This is a genomic window from Candidatus Hydrogenedentota bacterium (genome assembly GCA_035416745.1).
Taxonomy (GTDB): Bacteria; Hydrogenedentota; Hydrogenedentia; order Hydrogenedentales; family SLHB01; genus UBA2224.
In genome coordinates, this window is the sequence record DAOLNV010000106.1 from 1 (window position 1) to 15,965 (window position 15,965).

At 60.4% G+C, this 15,965-nt stretch carries 10 protein-coding genes; 4 read left to right on the forward strand and 6 right to left on the reverse strand.

Translation table 11 applies throughout. The annotated features are described in order from the left end of the window. Positions 1–158 precede the first annotated feature (158 nt). The 3 genes from PLJ71_20415 to PLJ71_20425 all read left to right on the forward strand — a co-directional run bounded on the left by PLJ71_20415 (position 159) and on the right by PLJ71_20425 (position 4,232). Positions 159–293: a hypothetical protein gene (locus PLJ71_20415; protein HQM51057.1), complete on the forward strand. Its 135-nt coding sequence runs from the start codon at positions 159–161 to the stop codon at positions 291–293. A 357-nt stretch (positions 294–650) separates the two neighbouring features. Then, the gene (locus PLJ71_20420; GenBank protein HQM51058.1) at positions 651–2,960 is read left to right on the forward strand and encodes a DEAD/DEAH box helicase; all 2,310 of its coding nucleotides are present in this window, start codon (positions 651–653) and stop codon (positions 2,958–2,960) included. Between the two features lie 3 nt (positions 2,961–2,963). Beyond that, on the forward strand, positions 2,964–4,232 hold the full coding sequence (locus PLJ71_20425) for a ribonuclease H-like domain-containing protein (GenBank protein HQM51059.1): 1,269 nt from the start codon (positions 2,964–2,966) through the stop codon (positions 4,230–4,232). A gap of 85 nt (positions 4,233–4,317) precedes the next feature. On the opposite strand, the gene PLJ71_20430 is transcribed toward PLJ71_20425, so the two are convergent. After that, the gene (locus PLJ71_20430; GenBank protein HQM51060.1) at positions 4,318–6,573 is read right to left on the reverse strand and encodes a regulator; all 2,256 of its coding nucleotides are present in this window, start codon (positions 6,571–6,573) and stop codon (positions 4,318–4,320) included. 118 nt (positions 6,574–6,691) lie between these two features. Here PLJ71_20430 and PLJ71_20435 point away from each other — a divergent pair, with 118 nt between their 5' ends. Continuing rightward, the gene (locus PLJ71_20435; protein HQM51061.1) at positions 6,692–7,711 is read left to right on the forward strand and encodes a glycosyltransferase family 1 protein; all 1,020 of its coding nucleotides are present in this window, start codon (positions 6,692–6,694) and stop codon (positions 7,709–7,711) included. 66 nt (positions 7,712–7,777) lie between these two features. Here the strand turns inward: PLJ71_20435 and PLJ71_20440 are convergent, their stop codons facing one another. From PLJ71_20440 to PLJ71_20460, 5 genes are all read right to left on the reverse strand, one after another. Continuing rightward, a complete protein-coding gene (locus PLJ71_20440; GenBank protein HQM51062.1) occupies positions 7,778–9,772 on the reverse strand; it encodes an alpha-L-fucosidase in 1,995 nt (664 codons plus the stop codon). Positions 9,773–9,995: 223 nt separating this feature from the next. Next, positions 9,996–11,072: a 3-deoxy-7-phosphoheptulonate synthase gene (locus tag PLJ71_20445; GenBank protein HQM51063.1), complete on the reverse strand. Its 1,077-nt coding sequence runs from the start codon at positions 11,070–11,072 to the stop codon at positions 9,996–9,998. Between the two features lie 78 nt (positions 11,073–11,150). Then, complete coding sequence (locus PLJ71_20450) at positions 11,151–11,981, reverse strand: lysophospholipase (GenBank protein HQM51064.1); 831 nt, start codon at positions 11,979–11,981, stop codon at positions 11,151–11,153. A gap of 20 nt (positions 11,982–12,001) precedes the next feature. Continuing rightward, positions 12,002–13,321 carry a CCA tRNA nucleotidyltransferase gene (locus PLJ71_20455; GenBank protein ID HQM51065.1) on the reverse strand — a complete coding sequence of 440 codons (1,320 nt, stop codon included), beginning with the start codon at positions 13,319–13,321 and terminating at the stop codon, positions 12,002–12,004. Further along, positions 13,314–15,905 carry a hypothetical protein gene (locus tag PLJ71_20460; protein HQM51066.1) on the reverse strand — a complete coding sequence of 864 codons (2,592 nt, stop codon included), beginning with the start codon at positions 15,903–15,905 and terminating at the stop codon, positions 13,314–13,316. The genes PLJ71_20455 and PLJ71_20460 overlap by 8 nt, the downstream gene beginning before the upstream one ends. Positions 15,906–15,965: the final 60 nt, after the last annotated feature.

Sequence of the window (15,965 nt, forward strand, 5' to 3'; positions counted from 1 at the left end):
GCCCTCAAACAAACCTTTGACTATTTCATGTAATCGTAGTATGTTGGTGGGTTACGTACTGCTTTAGGAGTGCGTGAATTGCCGAAGGGAAGAGTTTGGCGGGGGACGCGGCAGGAGCTGCGGGCCCGGCGCCGAAACAAACAGTGGAGGAGAAAGAAATGAAACGGGTCTTGTTGGCGCTTCTCGCAGTGACGATGTTCTTTGGGGCAGTTTTCACGGTTGGCTGCTCGAAGGCTGCTGATAAGCCGGCCGCGCCGGCTCCCGCGGCCCCTGCAGCGGGCGGCGAAGGCTGATAACCGTTACGGGGTTTTGAACATTCGTGAATGTAAAGCCCTGAGAACGCGATATACTTTTTCAGATATGGGCCCGGTCGAGATAGTGCGTTTCGGCCGGGCTTTGTGTGTTTTCTGTTGTCCCCGGACCACGGGCGGCTCGTGGAGATTCGCCGGCATACTGGCTGTAATGAGGCCGCACGATGAAACCAGGGACTGGGCTTGACAGCCGGGATCAACCCGGTCGTCGAGGCCGCGCGACCACCCGCCGGGGTCGAGTGCCAGCGAGAGTCGTGCGGACTTGTTGCAATGCGGGAAATACTGATGTAATATTCAGATGCCTTGCAGTCAAGAAAACGGGAGTCCGCAAACCCTACAATGAACGTTGCGCAGATTATCGACCGTCTTCGCGCCGATGCCGATTTTAAGCAGAATCTGACGGCGTGGCGCACCGTGCCGGCGCAACCCGCCAGATACGCCGGTTTCCCGGAGGCTCTGAACCCTGAACTTGTCGAGGGCTTACGGAAACGGGGCGTGCAGAGTTTGTACACGCACCAGCGCGAGGCCATCGAGGCCGTGTTGGCCGGCGAGAACGTGTGCATTGTGACGCCCACCGCTTCCGGAAAGACGCTGTGCTACAACGTGCCGGTGTTGCATACCCTGATGCAGGACAATGAGGCGCGGGCGCTCTATATATTCCCGACCAAGGCCCTTTCGCAAGACCAAGTGCACGAACTGCAGGACACCATCGAGGACCTCGAGGTCCAGATAGGAACGTATACGTTTGATGGGGATACGCCGGGGTCGGCGCGGAAGGCGGTGCGTCAGGCGGGCCACATCGTAGTGACCAATCCGGATATGCTGCATACGGGCATTCTTCCTCATCACACCAAATGGCTTCGGCTGTTTGAAAACCTGCGGTATGTGGTTATTGATGAGTTGCACCATTACCGGGGCGTTTTTGGCAGCCATCTGGCAAATGTGATCCGCCGCTTGAAACGGATCTGCGCGTTTTACGGCAGCGAGCCGCAGTTCATTTGCTGCAGCGCAACCATCCGAAATCCCCAGGAGATGGCGGAACGGGTGGTCGAGAAGCCAGTCCGTCTGGTCGACAAGAGCGGGGCGCCCCAAGGCGAACGGCATTTTCTTTTCTACAACCCGCCCGTAGTGAACGCCGAATTGGGTATACGGCGTTCGTCGGTCAAGGAAGCGACCCGTCTGGCGCGGCATTTTCTTTCGCGGGAGGTGCAGTCCATCGTATTCGCGCGCAGCCGGCTTCGTGTCGAGATCATTACGACCTACTTGAAGGATGCTGTCCGGAAGCTGGGCAAGGACCACAACCTGGTGCGTGGCTACCGGGGCGGGTATTTGCCCAGCGAACGGCGGGATATCGAACGGGGGCTTCGCGACGGCGACATTATGGCGGTGGTGAGCACGAATGCCCTGGAACTCGGCATCGACATCGGTTCGCTGGACGCGTGCATCATGACCGGTTACTCGGGGAGCGTGGCCAGCACCTGGCAGCAGGCGGGACGGGCCGGCCGAAGGTCTTCCGTCTCTCTGGTGGTGCTGATTGCGAGCAGCGCCCCTCTGGACCAGTACATCATCAACCATCCCGATTATTTCTTCGGGCAGCCTCCCGAAAATGCCACCGTTGACCCCAACAACCTGATCATTGTGGCGAGCCATCTGAAATGCGCAGCGTTTGAGATTCCATTTGTGAAGGGAGAGCCGTTCGGGCTGGACTCCGCTTCCACGGAGGAAATACTGGATTATCTGGCTGAGCAACGAGTGCTGAGACGGGTCAAGGACAAATGGCACTGGAGCGCCGACGCCTACCCGGCGGAGGATATCAGCCTGCGGACCGCCGCGCCGGGCAATGTGGTGATCCTGGACACCTCGGATAATGGGCGCGTGGTCGGTGAGGTGGATCTCTTCGCAGCGCCGGTGGAACTCTATCAGAATGCGATCTACATCCACCAGAGCGAGCAATTCACGGTCGACGAGCTGGATCTGGAGGACCGAAAAGCCTACGTGCGTCCGGTTGAAGTTGACTACTACACGGATGCTCAGATCAAGGTCGATCTGAAGACGCTCGACACGTTCCGCGAGGAGCACGTGGGGGATGTGGCGAAGTACTGTGGCGAGGTGAGCGTGACCTGGCTGCCGTCCATCTACAAAAAGATCAAGTTCGGCACCCACGAGAATGTCGGATGGGGGGAGATCAACCTGCCCGAATCCACCATGCACACGTCGTCCTACTGGCTGGAGTTCCCTGAAGACGCGGACAAACGGCTCGGGCTCGAACAGAAAGAGCTTTCCCAGGCGTTGAACGGGCTCGCGAACACGTTGCGCCAGGTTGCCCCCGTGCAGGTCTTGTGCGACGTGACGGACATCCGTTCCGAAGCCATGTTGCGCGCGCCGATCACGCAGCGCCCGACAATTTATCTTTACGAAACCTACCCGGGCGGGGTGGGTTTCAGCGATAAGATCTTCACGCATCACAAGCAGTTGCTGGAGGCAGCGGCGTCGCTGATTGCAGGTTGCCGGTGTATGGAAGGGTGCCCGAGCTGTGTGGGCCCGGCCCTTGAGGTCGGGGAACATGGCAAGAACGGCGCGCTCAAACTGGCCCGGATCGCCCTTGGACTGCCTATCGAGGCGCCGCCAGCGAGCGAGCCGTCAGGATAAGCGATGTCGGAAATCCGCGACAAACTGCAGTCGCTGCTCGCCCAGAAGGGATTGATGAGCGGTGCCGAGTGGCGCCGTCAAGCCGAGGAGTTGGCCCAGCGCCGGGCCTCCGGCGAGTTCGAGATTGACAAGATAGTGCCCGGCGAGGTTGTAGGAGGGGAGGACGAGGCGTTCTATCTCGTCCGCACGGACCTGCCGCTGGACACGCCCCACGGGAACGTGACCCTGGGCGAGGCGCTGCTGGCCCTCCCGGAACATGTGGCTCTTTCGGCGAACGATTCTGATCTGCGGGACTTCTCTCCGGAGACGGCCCTCTTTCTGGACACCGAGACTACGGGCCTGGCAGGAGGCTCGGGCACGGTGGCGTTCTTGGTGGGCGCCGGCTATTTCGAAGGCGGCATGTTTCGTCTCGAACAGGCGTTCATGCGTGATTTCGACGACGAAGAGCCCATGTTGCGCTATCTCGACGGCGTCTTCACAGGGCGCGATACGGTGGTGTCATACAACGGCAAGAGTTTTGATATCCCCCTGCTTCGTACGCGCTTTATCCAGAACCGGATACCGTTTCGGCTGGACGGCGCGCTTCAGTACGACCTTCTGCATGCCGCGCGGCGTTTCTGGAAACGCCGCCTCGGGGATTGCGGGCTGACCAACATCGAGCGGGAAGTGCTGGGGGTGCGCCGGCACGGCGACGTCTCGAGCGCGGAGATACCGGAGCTGTGGCTCGAGTACCTCCGTACCCGCGACGCCCGCCCCCTGGAAGCCGTCTTTTACCATCACAAGATGGACGTGCTGTCTTTGGCGGCGCTCGCGGGCCGCTTGTCGCAGAGTCTTAACCTGCCCCAAGGCACGGGATTCGACCACTTGGAAGATCGGCTGTCCCTTGTGCGGCTACACTTCATGCAGAAGAATTATCAGGAAGTGACGGAACATGGCCGCCGTTTGCTGGAGGAAGAAGCGGAGGTTGCGATTCGATGTGAATGCTTGTATCTGATGGGAATGGCCTGTAAACGTCTTCAACAGTGGGTTGAGATGGAGGACGCGTGGACGCTGCTGCTTGCCGAGCGCCCGCGTGACCTCGTGGCGCGTTTGGAATTGGCCAAGTACTACGAACACCGCGTGCGCGACCTCTTGGCCGCGGAACGCATTTGCGAGGAGACGCTCCAGTTTCTCGAAACACGAAGCGCCCTCGGCGCTGACGAGCTGCCTTTGGGTTTGGAGACTTTTCGCGTACGGCTGGAGCGTATTCAGCGCAAACTGGGCAGAATGTAGAGACGCGCCGCGGCGCCTTTGACCAAGAGGATCTCCCTGTCTCGGCGGCGGCGAACGCAACGTGGCCGGTTTTCAGGCGGCCGGGCTATTCCTGAGCCGCAGGCGCCCCGATGAACCCATAATAGCGGCCCATCCAATAGGGCAATAGCCAATATACGCCGCTGCTTTCGGTGTGGCCGCCATCGCCGCTCACCGCACCCCAGGGATTGTTGTCCCACCGCATGACGCCGCGTTCGCTGGGAGGCGGGAGCGTGCTGGTCTGGAGCTGGTCCAGTTCCGGCTCGCGGACCAGCTCCATGTCTTCGCGCCTGGTATTGTCTACGGTCCATTGGATAAGGTCGAGGGGCGCGTCGCGCAGGAACGCCACACATTCCTCGACTCCGATCTCTTCGACGCCCAACGAGCCGCACAGGAAGTTGTAGTAGGGACTATACTCGTTCCGGACCGTGCCGAACCATTGACGGATGCCTTCATTATAGAAGGCCAGCAGTTGCGGGTCGTTCTCACACATCAAAAGGCCCGGGAAGGTCAAGGCCAGCAATTCGGAATCGATGTGGGTGCGCTCGGACGGATTTGTTGGCTTGGGTTTGCGGGCAAGTTCCGCGTAACCGAACTCATCGATAAGACGGCGGTACGCATCCTGGTATTTTTCGTCGCCGGTGAGGCGGTATGTCGTCTTGAGGTAAGACAGGATCTCGGCCGCGTTGACGGGGCGTTCGGCCTGCCAGTCCTTGTCATGAAGAAGCTTTTCGGGGGCCCAGACGCCCCAGCGGGTATGTTCGCCATCGATATCGCGCAGCACATAGCCGCCCTCGATAATATAGTCCATGACCCTTCGGCACAGGTCCCGCACCCGCTGCTTCTCCTCCTCGGACTGGGCCACGAAAGAGTAGTAGTGCAGGTAGCCGTAGAAATGGCCCGTGATCTCGTCGGAACTTGTATCGCCTTTCCAGAGCCACTTCCCGTCTTGCGAAGGACGCCACCGAATCTCAACGGGCTTGAAGCGCGGATCCCATAGAATCGTCTCCGCCAGTTGCTGTGGCGAGTAGGGACGGTTCGAGTCGTGGAGACGATAGGGATTGGGGTTGTCCGGGCGTGTCCACTCGACCGGCACAACGGTCCGGGCGACAAACCCGGGCGTCCCGGTGACTGTCTGGAGAAACTCCATGGCGTCGAACGCCTTTCGTGCCCTTTCGAGTGCCTGGGGGTCTTTTGTTGCGGCATACCGGAAAGCTTCCATGGCAAGGTACATGTTGGTGTACTGGCCGTCATTATCATCGTCTTCTGACTGTATTACAGACACATCACCGGGCTTCATCAGACGGCATTTCTCGACCAGCCACGGCTCTCGAACATGACGCTTGTGCAGGATTTCCTCGAAATACCCGGCCTTTTGTGCCAAGGTCATGATGCGCTGCTTGATAGCGCAGACTCCGTTGGCTGTGGCTATCCACGCGGTGCCGTCCCGGTCAAAGGCCACGTCCCGCACGTCGTCATTTGGCAACCATCGGAGGCTGTGCCGCAGGGACCACTTCTTGCCGTCGAAGCGGGCTGCTCCCGCCGCCGTGCCTCCCCACAAGATGCCGTCCTGACTGAACGAGAGGCAGTGGACAAGTGAACATGGGAGGCCGTTTTCCGGCGTATGTGAAGTTATCCGTGTGCCGCCGCGATATACGTCAATACCGTTGGTGCCTCCGACCCAGAGCGTTCCATCGGGCCCCAAGGCCGCCGCCGAGAGTTCCCCCGAACGGATAACATCGAAATCCCGAAGCTGGCCGAGCACTTCCTCGCCGCGGATGTGGAACAGTCCATGCCCCGTGGGGACCCATATTGTCCCATCTTGGTCGAACACCACGGCCCGGGGCGAATCGGCCCAGCCGCCGTGTGCGTGTTTCCATGCGCCGTCGCGATTGTGCCACATGCCTTTGGGCCCCATGGCAACCACAATATCGCCTGAGACACCGATCGCGCCGATGGGGTCGATGACCTCGGGGATCCGCTCAAGCAAGCCGGAAGCCGCGCTGCGGTAAAGGCCGTTCCAGGCGCCGATCCAGACGGAGCCATCGGGTCCTTCGGCCGCGGCGAAGGCAGGGCCGTGGTAATAACCGTCTATGGCCAGGCTCCACCCGGTCTCGTCGAGTCGGAAGATGCCGCCGTCGGTTGCTATCCAGGGGCGTTGCGCTCCGTCCACGGCAATGGCGCGGATGCTGTTTGCACCGTCTGGACCCAATACCGGATAGACCTCGCGGTATTCTTGTTGAAAAGGCGTATCGGGTACCGTGGGAATGCCGCCGGTGACAAATGTGCCTGCAATGATGGGTACACAAATCGCACAAATCATGAGTAGCTCCTCCAGGACAGCTCCAGCGCTGGGTTCGCTCTTGCAGCCACTGTGTTTGGCGTGCATAGTATCACCACGATGCGTGTGCCGGCCACTGATCGAGGGCCAGAGGGGGATCATGAAGATTGCGTTGGTCACCGATGCTTGGGCTCCGCAGACAAGCGGGGTCGTGACGACCATGACGCGGATGGCGGAGATGCTTGGCGCGCGCGGGCATACCGTTGAGGTCTTTCACCCCGGGCTGTTTTGGACGGCGCCGTGCCCGACGTACCCGGATATCCGTCTGGCCCTGTTCTGCGGGCGGAGACTCGCACGGCTGCTGGACGAGTTTCAGCCCGACGCCATCCATCTTCCGACCGAGGGGCCACTTGGTCTGGCCGGCGCACGGTATTGCCGGAAACGCAGGTATCCGTACACCACCACATACACGACGAAGTGGCCGGAATACATCAGGATTCGTTTTGGCATTCCGCTGAGGGTAACGTACTGGTTTCTCCGGCGTTTCCATAGCGGGGCGGCGCACGTGTCGGTATCGACGAATTCGCTCGAGGAAACCCTGCGCGCGCGGGGGTTCGAGCGTATCGTGCGCTGGGGGAGAGGCGTGGACAGCAACCTCTTCCGCCCGCGAGATAAATCGGCCATCAGTGCGCCGCGGCCGGTATATGTCTACATGGGACGCGTATCGGTCGAGAAGAATATCGAGGCTTTTCTGAGCTTGGGCCTTCCGGGTACCAAGATGGTCATTGGCGATGGTCCGGCGCTCGAAGAGCTGCAGCACAAATACCCTGACGTGCGATTCCTGGGAAAGAAGAAGGGTGAGGACCTTGCGGCGCACCTCGAAGCGGGCGACGTCTTCGTGTTTCCGAGTCTGACAGATACATTCGGGATCGTGATGATCGAAGCCATGGCCTGCGGCCTGCCCGTGGCCGCCTTCCCGGTGGAAGGGCCCAAGGACGTGGTAATACAGGGCGAGACGGGGTGGCTGGACGAGGATCTTAAAACGGCGGTCTCAAAAGCCCTGACCATGTCTCCCCAGCGATGCCGGGAATTCGCGCTCCAATGTTCATGGGAGCGGAGTGTCGAGCAATTCGAGGCCATGCTGGTTCCCATTGCGCCACGGGACGGACGCGTGTCCTGACAACCGGGTGCAGCACTGGATCGGTTTTGGGGCATTGAGAAGGCGCCGTTGCCCCCGGTCCGGCAATCAATCCGCAGTGCGGTTATTGCTGAGAACGCCGTCAAGAACCGGTCTCAGAATGCCCGTCCAAAGAGCGTATCCTTCGGGATTGAGGTGCAGGTGGTCTTCGCGGAAGTACCGGTCATCGGGTTTGCCGTTGGGAGCGAGGAGCGGCGAATTCACGTCGAGGAACGTAACGCCCGAAGTGTTCCGGGCGAATTCGGCCATCAACCCGTTGGCCTTTTCCATTTCCTCGTGTTTGGCCCAGCGCGAAAGACTGGTCTTTATCGACAATACCACGATCGGCGTCCCCGGGTGCGCGTGATGAATGCTGCGTGCCAGGGCCTTCATGTCCGCCGACACCCACTGGGCTGTTTTGCCGTTGGCGATGTCGTTATCGCCATCGTAGAGGACGACGGCGCGCGGCCGGAACGGAACGATGATACGGTCGGCGTAGCATAGGGCGTCGAAATATTCGGACCCGCCGAAGCCGTGGTTCAGCACAGGGAGGTCCGGGAAATATTGGGGGAGGTTCCACCCGAGTATGGAGGAACTTCCCACGAACAGGATCGGATTGGCGGGGACATTCGAAACGGTCTTCTCGATTCTCTGAATGTCATCTTCCCAGCGCTGCAAATCCCAACGGGCAACAGCGACGGTGTCCAGCGCAATGCGCTTATCCGTGGGCGCCGCGAACCGGACCGTCCCGTTCTCATCAGGCGCAAACGGTATGGCTTCGCCCGAATGCAGTAGCGACAGACTGTCAGGCGGGCGCACGAGCCGCAGCTCGATGTTTCCCTCATGGCCGGGAGGGATGTGGATGTACCAGCTCTTTCCGCGGGCAGTCAGGCGCACGTTGCACCGCTCTTCACCCGGTGACGGGAACGCCCCGATCAGGGCGTCGCGGTTACTCTCCATCCAGTCGGCAATCTCGGAACAGCGTTCATAGAAACCCTGGGGCATAGAGCCGTCAGGGGCCGGGCCGACGTTGAGAAGGAAATTGCCGCCCCATTCGCGGGCGCGGACGAGCCTGTCCATTGCCCACTCACTCGACTGAAAGGCGCCGTCCGGGTTATAACCCCAGTGGCCGTTCCATGCGATGCAGTTTTCCCACCAGCCTTGCGGTGGGCCTTTGGGGAATTCCCATTCGGGAGTGGTGAAGTCGCCCGTGCCGCCCCAGCGGTCGTTGATAACGATTCCCGGCTGCAACGACCGAATCCATGCGAGCGTCTGGTTGGCATAGGTGTCCTCGATACCGTGCCAGCCCATGCCATCGAACCAGAGCACGTCGATCTGTCCGTACGAGGTGAGAAGTTCGTGCAGTTGGCCGATCGTGTAGGCATAGAATGCTTCGAAATCGCGGTGGTTCTTTTCGGGGTCTTCTATGGGTGGGTACTGGCCGCGCTTGTTGTAGTCGAAACCGGCGTCATCAACGGGGTATCCGGGGTAATGCCAATCGCGCGGGGAGAAATAGAGGCTGACCCGGAGGCCATGGTTGCGGCAGGCGTCGATGTAAGGCTTCAACAGGTCGCGGCCGTTCATGTATTGGCGGGTGCTCATGTCTCCGAATTTCGTCGGCCACAAGGCATACCCGTCGTGATGTTTCGCGGTGAGGACCGCATAGGTAAAACCGGCTTTGGCAGCGGCAGCCATCCAGATGCCGGGGTCGTAGTTCCGCGGGTTGAACTTCTCGGCAAGGGCGTAGTACCGCTCGGGCGGGTGCATTGCGGGCTCGCCCCCCGCCGGGTAATCTTTAATCATCGCCCAGGAAGGCTGTACGCCGGCCACGCTGTGGATGCCCCAGTGCACGAAGAGCCCCAAGCCGGCATCCGGATACCATGCTGCCTGCGGGTGGCGGGTGGGGAGGAACTCGGGCGCGGAAGATGCCCTGACCTCCGCAGCGAGAACCGTGGCGTGTTGCCACGCGTCCGGGACGGTACCCGGGGGAGGATCAAGAGCGGCTGGCTGGGTGCCCGCGGCAATCCCCGATGCCACGAACAGGATCAAACCGTATGACAACATGTTGGTTCTCCACAACGTTGTGATCTTCCGCGAATAGCCAAGATAGCATTTCTGTCGCGCCATTTCCGCCTCGAGTCATGGGACTTGGTTGCCGTAGCGGTTCGCGAGCTCCAACCACGAAGACACGAGGGCACAAATGAATGAGACGATTCTTTGTGCCTTTGTGTCGTTGTGGTTGACACAATCTGAGGCGACGCAGAAGGGGCAACCCCGGTCGCGCGGGTCAGGTTTTGGCGAGCTGGTCGTGCGCGTATTGCAGGCACGCTTCCGTCATGTCCCATCCCATGCACGGGTCCGTTACGCTGACGCCGTATTTGAGCCGAGCCTTGTCCTTCGGGATGGATTGGCTGCCGGGATTCAGGTTGCTTTCGAGCATGAGGCCTATCAGGGACGTCGTGCCCTCGGTACGCTGATGCACCACATCGCGAAGGACCTTCTCCTGGAGTTCGTAACGCTTGGTGCTGTTATCGTGGCTGCAATCGACCATGATACGGGGTTCCAGGCCCGCAGCGCGGAGCTGTTCTTCCGCCAGTGCCACGCTTACGCGGTCGCAATTAGGGTGTCCGGCGCCTCCGCGCAATATCAGGTGGCCCCACGGGTTTCCGAGGGTACGTACGACGCACGTCTTGCCTTCCTGGTCAATACCGAGGAAATGATGCGATTGGCGGGCGGAAAGCAACGCATTTATCGCCACCTGGAGGTTCCCATTCGTGCTGTTCTTGAACCCTACGGGCATGGAGAGGCCGCTGGCAATCTCCCGATGAGTCTGTGATTCCGTGGTTCTTGCTCCGATTGATGCCCATGTGATGAGGTCGGCCACATACTGAGGCACAATGGGGTCGAGGACCTCGGTGGCCGTCGGAAGACCGATATCGGCGATGTCAAGCAGAATGCGGCGCGCCTTGCGCAGCCCGTCCTCGATCTTGTAGCTGCCGTCGAGGTCGGGATCGTTGATAAACCCTTTCCATCCGGTGGTCGTCCGCGGTTTTTCGAAATAGGTGCGCATCACGATGAAGAGGCGCCGTGCAAACCGAAGATGAGCCTGGTACAGACGTTTTGCATATTCCAGCGCCATGCCGGCGTCATGAATGGAGCAAGGGCCTGCAACTACGAGGATACGCGTGTCTTCGCCCAACAGAATGCGCGCCACGGTATCGCGGCCTGTCATCACCGTGTCGTGCGCCCGGCTGCTTGTTGGAAGGGTCTGCTTGACCTCCTTAGGAGGAATAAGCGGCAGAAACTCTCCCACGTGGGCGTCGTGAATCTGCTCGAGGAGTCGTTTTGTGTGTTCGCCTTGCATTGAATTACCGTCTTGTGTTGCCCCTGTTTCCTGTGTCATCCATTGGACACGCACATTATGACAGGGCGAGGGGGATGCTCACAACCTCTGGCGGAGCCATTCGCGCACGCCGGTAACCATGGTCTCTTCGTCGAGATCCTGCCACAATTCATGGTATCCCCCGGGGAACACGCGCAGGGTTTTGTCCGTTGACGCGCATTGAGCATAGAGTCGCTGGCTTCCGGAAACCGGGACGATGCTGTCTGCATCGCCATGCACGATGTACAGCGGCAGGGAAAGGCGTGAGATATCGTTGAAGGCGTCCTCGACGGCTTTCTGCATCTCGGCTCCCGTGCGTGCGCGTACGGTTCCGTGGTAGCCCAGAGGATCTTGATCGGCGGCGGCCACCACCTCAGGCCGGCGAGACAGACCCTTCGCCTCCACTTTGCTTACAGGCATCCACGGCGCCACCCTGGCAATGTATTTGCCGAGCTGCAACAGGGGCTTCGGGATGGTTTCGGAAAAGCCCAGAAAGGGGCTGCACAGGACGAGCCCAGAAAAACCGGGCTGGCGCGTCTCGGCATATCGAACAGTGATAAGGCCTCCGAAACTCTGGCCCAGCATAAACACCGGTTTCCCGTGAACATCCGGCTCGACCACCTGCAGGAAACGGTCGAGGTCGGCCAGGAGATCGTTAAAACGCCCGACATACCCGCGTTTCCCTTGCGAGCGCCCGAACCCGCGTTGATCGTAGCTGTGCACGGCTAACGATGCATCGTTGAGGGCGCGGGCAAAGCGCTCGTACCGGCCGCAGTGATCGCCGTAGCCATGAATGAGGATCACATGGGCGGCAGGCGTGTTCGATGGCAGCCAGGCGCGGGTGTAAAGACGCAGGCCGCCGGTTGTCGTGAACGAGCCGGTATTCGTCATGGGCGGGGCTCCTTATTGCGTTACGAGGTCTTTCCCACGGGCCACTGCTTGAGGACAAAGGCCTTGGCGTCGTCCCGCGTCGTCAGTTGGCCATTGAGTTGTAGTTCTTCGATCTGCCTGAGGACCTTCGAAAAGAGGGGACCCGGAGAATAGCCCAGCGCGATGAGATCGCGTCCTTGAAGCAGCGGCTCGGGATGAAGGGCCTCTGGCGGGATGTGGGCCAGATAGTTCTCGACCCAGTCGATTGTCGAGAGCTCTTGGTGGCTCGCCAGGCAGTCGATGCGGCATAGCTCCTTAAGCTCGTCAAAGCCCTCGGCGCGGACCAGGCGCTTGCGTTTGCTCTCCTTCATATCCGGAATGTGCGCGAAGCGCATATGCTGGGATACCAGCCAGACCACGCGTTCCGTGTCGCGCCGGGACAAACGCAGGCGCAGACAGACCTCGCGGGCTATCCCTGCCCCTACCACATCGTGCTCGTTGAACCGGATACGGTCCGTCTCCGTTTGTGTGTGCGGCTTTCCGGCGTCATGCAGCAAGACGCCGAGCGCCAAGGCCGGGGCAGGATCACGCAGAAGGTCGAGCATGAGTAAGGTATGGGTGAAAACATCGCCCTCGGGATGGAACCGCGGCGGCTGTTGTACGCCCTTCATGGCCGAAACCTCCGGCAGGAGGCGGTCGAGGAGGCCGGTGTCGTCAAGAAGCTCGAATGCGCGCTTCGCTCCCCCCTCTGTGAGGATTCTGAGCAGCTCATCGCGGATGCGTTCAGCGCTGGTTGCGTTGATGAGGTGCGCCATGTCTTTTATGGCCCGATAGGTCTCTTCCTCGATGGCATACCCCAGGCGCGCCGCGAAGCGAATGCCTCGCAGGAGGCGCAGGTGATCTTCCTGAAACCGCTCATAGGGCTGCCCGACCGCGCGAATGATGCCCGCATGCAGATCTTTTTGGCCTTCCACGTAATCCAGCACCTTTTGGTGCAAGGGGTCGTAAAACAGGGCGTTTATGGTGAAATCGCGCCGCCGCGCATCTTCCTTCTCCCCCACGAAGGCGACCGTGCTCGGGTGGCGTCCGTCTTCGTAAGGGCCGTCTTGTCTGAAGGTGGTGACTTCGAACTGGCCCTCCGGCAGCAGCACAGCCTGGACGCCGAACGCAGAGCCGACGTCAATGGTGCGTTCGAAGATGGCGGCAACCTCCCGCGGCGTGGCGTCCGTCGCGATATCGTAATCTTTGGGGGGGAGCCCGAGAATCAGGTCCCGGACGCACCCTCCGGCCAGGAGCGCCCGGTAGCCGTGGGCGCGTAACCTGGCACAGATGTCCTCGGCCGCGGTCTGCCGCCTATTCATCGAGGGAGGGTCCATTTTGGCCCGTTGCGGCCGGCGAAGATGTCTCTTTCGGTCGGTTGTGTTCACGGACGACCATGGCAATCAGCGCGGCGAGACCGAGGCCGGCGAACGCCCCGAACTGATAGAGCCACACCCTGTCACCCGGGGACGCGAAAAGCGCTCTAAGAACGGCCAACACCAGAATCAGAGACGCTGCCCACCGGTACCGGGGTTCACGGAACACAAGACCTAGAACGACCCCAGCCAACCCATGCGCCAGCCAATACAGGGCGAGGAACTCATCGCCGGCCCATTTGTTGAAGGCCAGGAGTCCCATTGCGCCCCCTGTTGCCACGATAATGGTGCGAAGCGTGTCGTCGGCGCGATGGGCTACGGCGGGACGCTTGTGGGCGAAATAGAGCGCGCGCTCGGAGATGGCGTACGAGCAGAGAAAAGGAACGAGGTAAAAGAGAAACGAGGGGTCATCAAGCAACCTTGCGGACGGGTCGTAAAGGAGGTTCGAGAACAGGGCCGCCCCAATAGCGAGCAGGGCAAAACCCGCGATTTTGAGCCCGGCAAACGGCAGGACGAGGGCGAAGATAAGCAATATGGCAGCAATCGCGTTATAGGTGGCAGCCGCATAGATCTCTCCGAACTTGCCTGCTATGAGTGTGGCGACCATATACGTCGCGCCTATGTGGGGGAGGGGGGCGATCAGGTTATGTTCCCAGGCGCGATCGTCTCCCACACGCCTCAAATAGCGTTCCCAGGAGAGGCCGGCAAGATAGGTATAGACCGCGAGAATGGCCGTTCCGTATACGTACCCGCCGGTCTGATCAAATCCGCTCTTATCCACCAGCAGGAAGAAATGGAAAGAAACATGTGCGGCGACAAGCAGCAGGACAGCCGCGACCTCCAATTGCGGGGTGGACATCAGAAATCCCATGATCGCCAAGGCGATGCTGAGGGCGCCCAGGAGATACGGGAGGTCGGGCTGCTGGGCACGACCGGTGATCGCCAGCATCATCAGCAACAGTGCGCCCAGAGCTGAATGCAGCATGGCCACGGTGGCGCTGGGAGGGTCCAGCAAGGAATCGGCAAGGAACCAGTGCCCGGTTCGGTGGCGTTTTCGCGGGGGACGCCTCCGTGTAGCCCGTTCATAGTATATGGCGATGAGGAAGAAGATGAGTGCTGGAGCCGCGCAGCCCAGCCAGTTTGCGGGGACGGCATGCCCCCTGTACACCGCATAGCCGGGAGCTTTGATGGTGAAGGCGGCCCCCGCGAAGATGGCGAAAAGGAGCAGTATGCTGCCGGCCTTGAGAATGACGGCGCCGCTCTGTTGATAGAACACCGTGAGCGCAAGGCAAGCCAGAGCGAGCGCCGGCCAAAGGGTTACCCCGGAATAGAGGGACATCATCGACAAAACAGCCATCGCGAACGCTTGTGCGATGTATGCCTGGAACAGGTAGTTTCTTCTGGAGCCTCGTGTCTCGGCCATCAAAGCCAACAGGGCAAGCACTATCGTGAATGTCAATCGAAACAGCCACGCATGATCTGGGTAGCATCTTTGAATGCCCATCCACGCAATCGGGAAGAAGAGCGCGCAGTTAAGAAGCGAAATCAGCAGAACGCCCCGGGACCGGATATCTTCGCGCCGGACCTCCATGACGGTCGAAACGCCCACCGCCAGGAAGGCAATAGCCAAAGAGCCGCGCGTGAGCCAGAAATAGGTTTCAGGGGCGGCTTGGATTGCTGCCGGTTGGCTGTACAGGAAGGCGATGAACGGCCCGTATGTCCCTGCCAACACGAGCCACACCAGGAAACGCCAATGGAACCGGGCATGAAGGAGCAGAGCAGTCGCCGGCGCCAGAGCAATTGCGCCAATCGAGTAGGCAAATTGCGGCACGGTCGCCGCTTCGTGAGCCGCCAAACCGAAGGTATAGTACACGACGGCGTAGCTCATGACGGCGGCCACGTGGCTCTTGCGCCACGCGACAATACCGGCGATTGCCATAATGCCGATGAACAGAATGGGCAGGGCATTCCATTGGTCCGTGAATATCTGGATGTTGGGGATGAAAAAGACAGCGTACGTGGTGAAATACCCGGCAGCCAGACCCGTCCCAAGGGCGATGCTCGCGAGAAAACTGCGCCGGTCAGGGAAAGCCCCTCCAATCAAGAACATGAGGGCCGCCAAGCCATATGCGACTAGCGCCTTGCTGCGCGGGTCGAACGCTGATGTGCTCGCGCTCTTGCCCGCGGCAAGAATTATGGCCACGGTTACAAACACAACCGCCAGCCGGCTCAGCCATATTGTCGAAGCTCGAGCCTCGGCGTTTATGCTCGAAGAAGCGGGGCTATCGCTTTTGGGGGATGGTGCAGGCTCAGGAACGCGCGTTTGCGGAACGGGGCTCGCAGCCTGCGGTTGTCGTGCGCCACGAAGCTTCTGCAACTCGTGGGTGAGCTTGGATACCTGGGATTCCAATTCCTCTATGCGCTTGTCGGTGTCCACGCACGGTCTCAGTTCATTCTTGAGGCGCAGTAGCCCTTGGGGCCTCCACACGAAGCGCGAGGCTTCCTGTGTGATCATATTGTATCGGCGCACGTTCAAGGATTCCAAGGACGGCGAAACGGTAGGCGGCTTCGATCGGCTCCGGACAGCGTC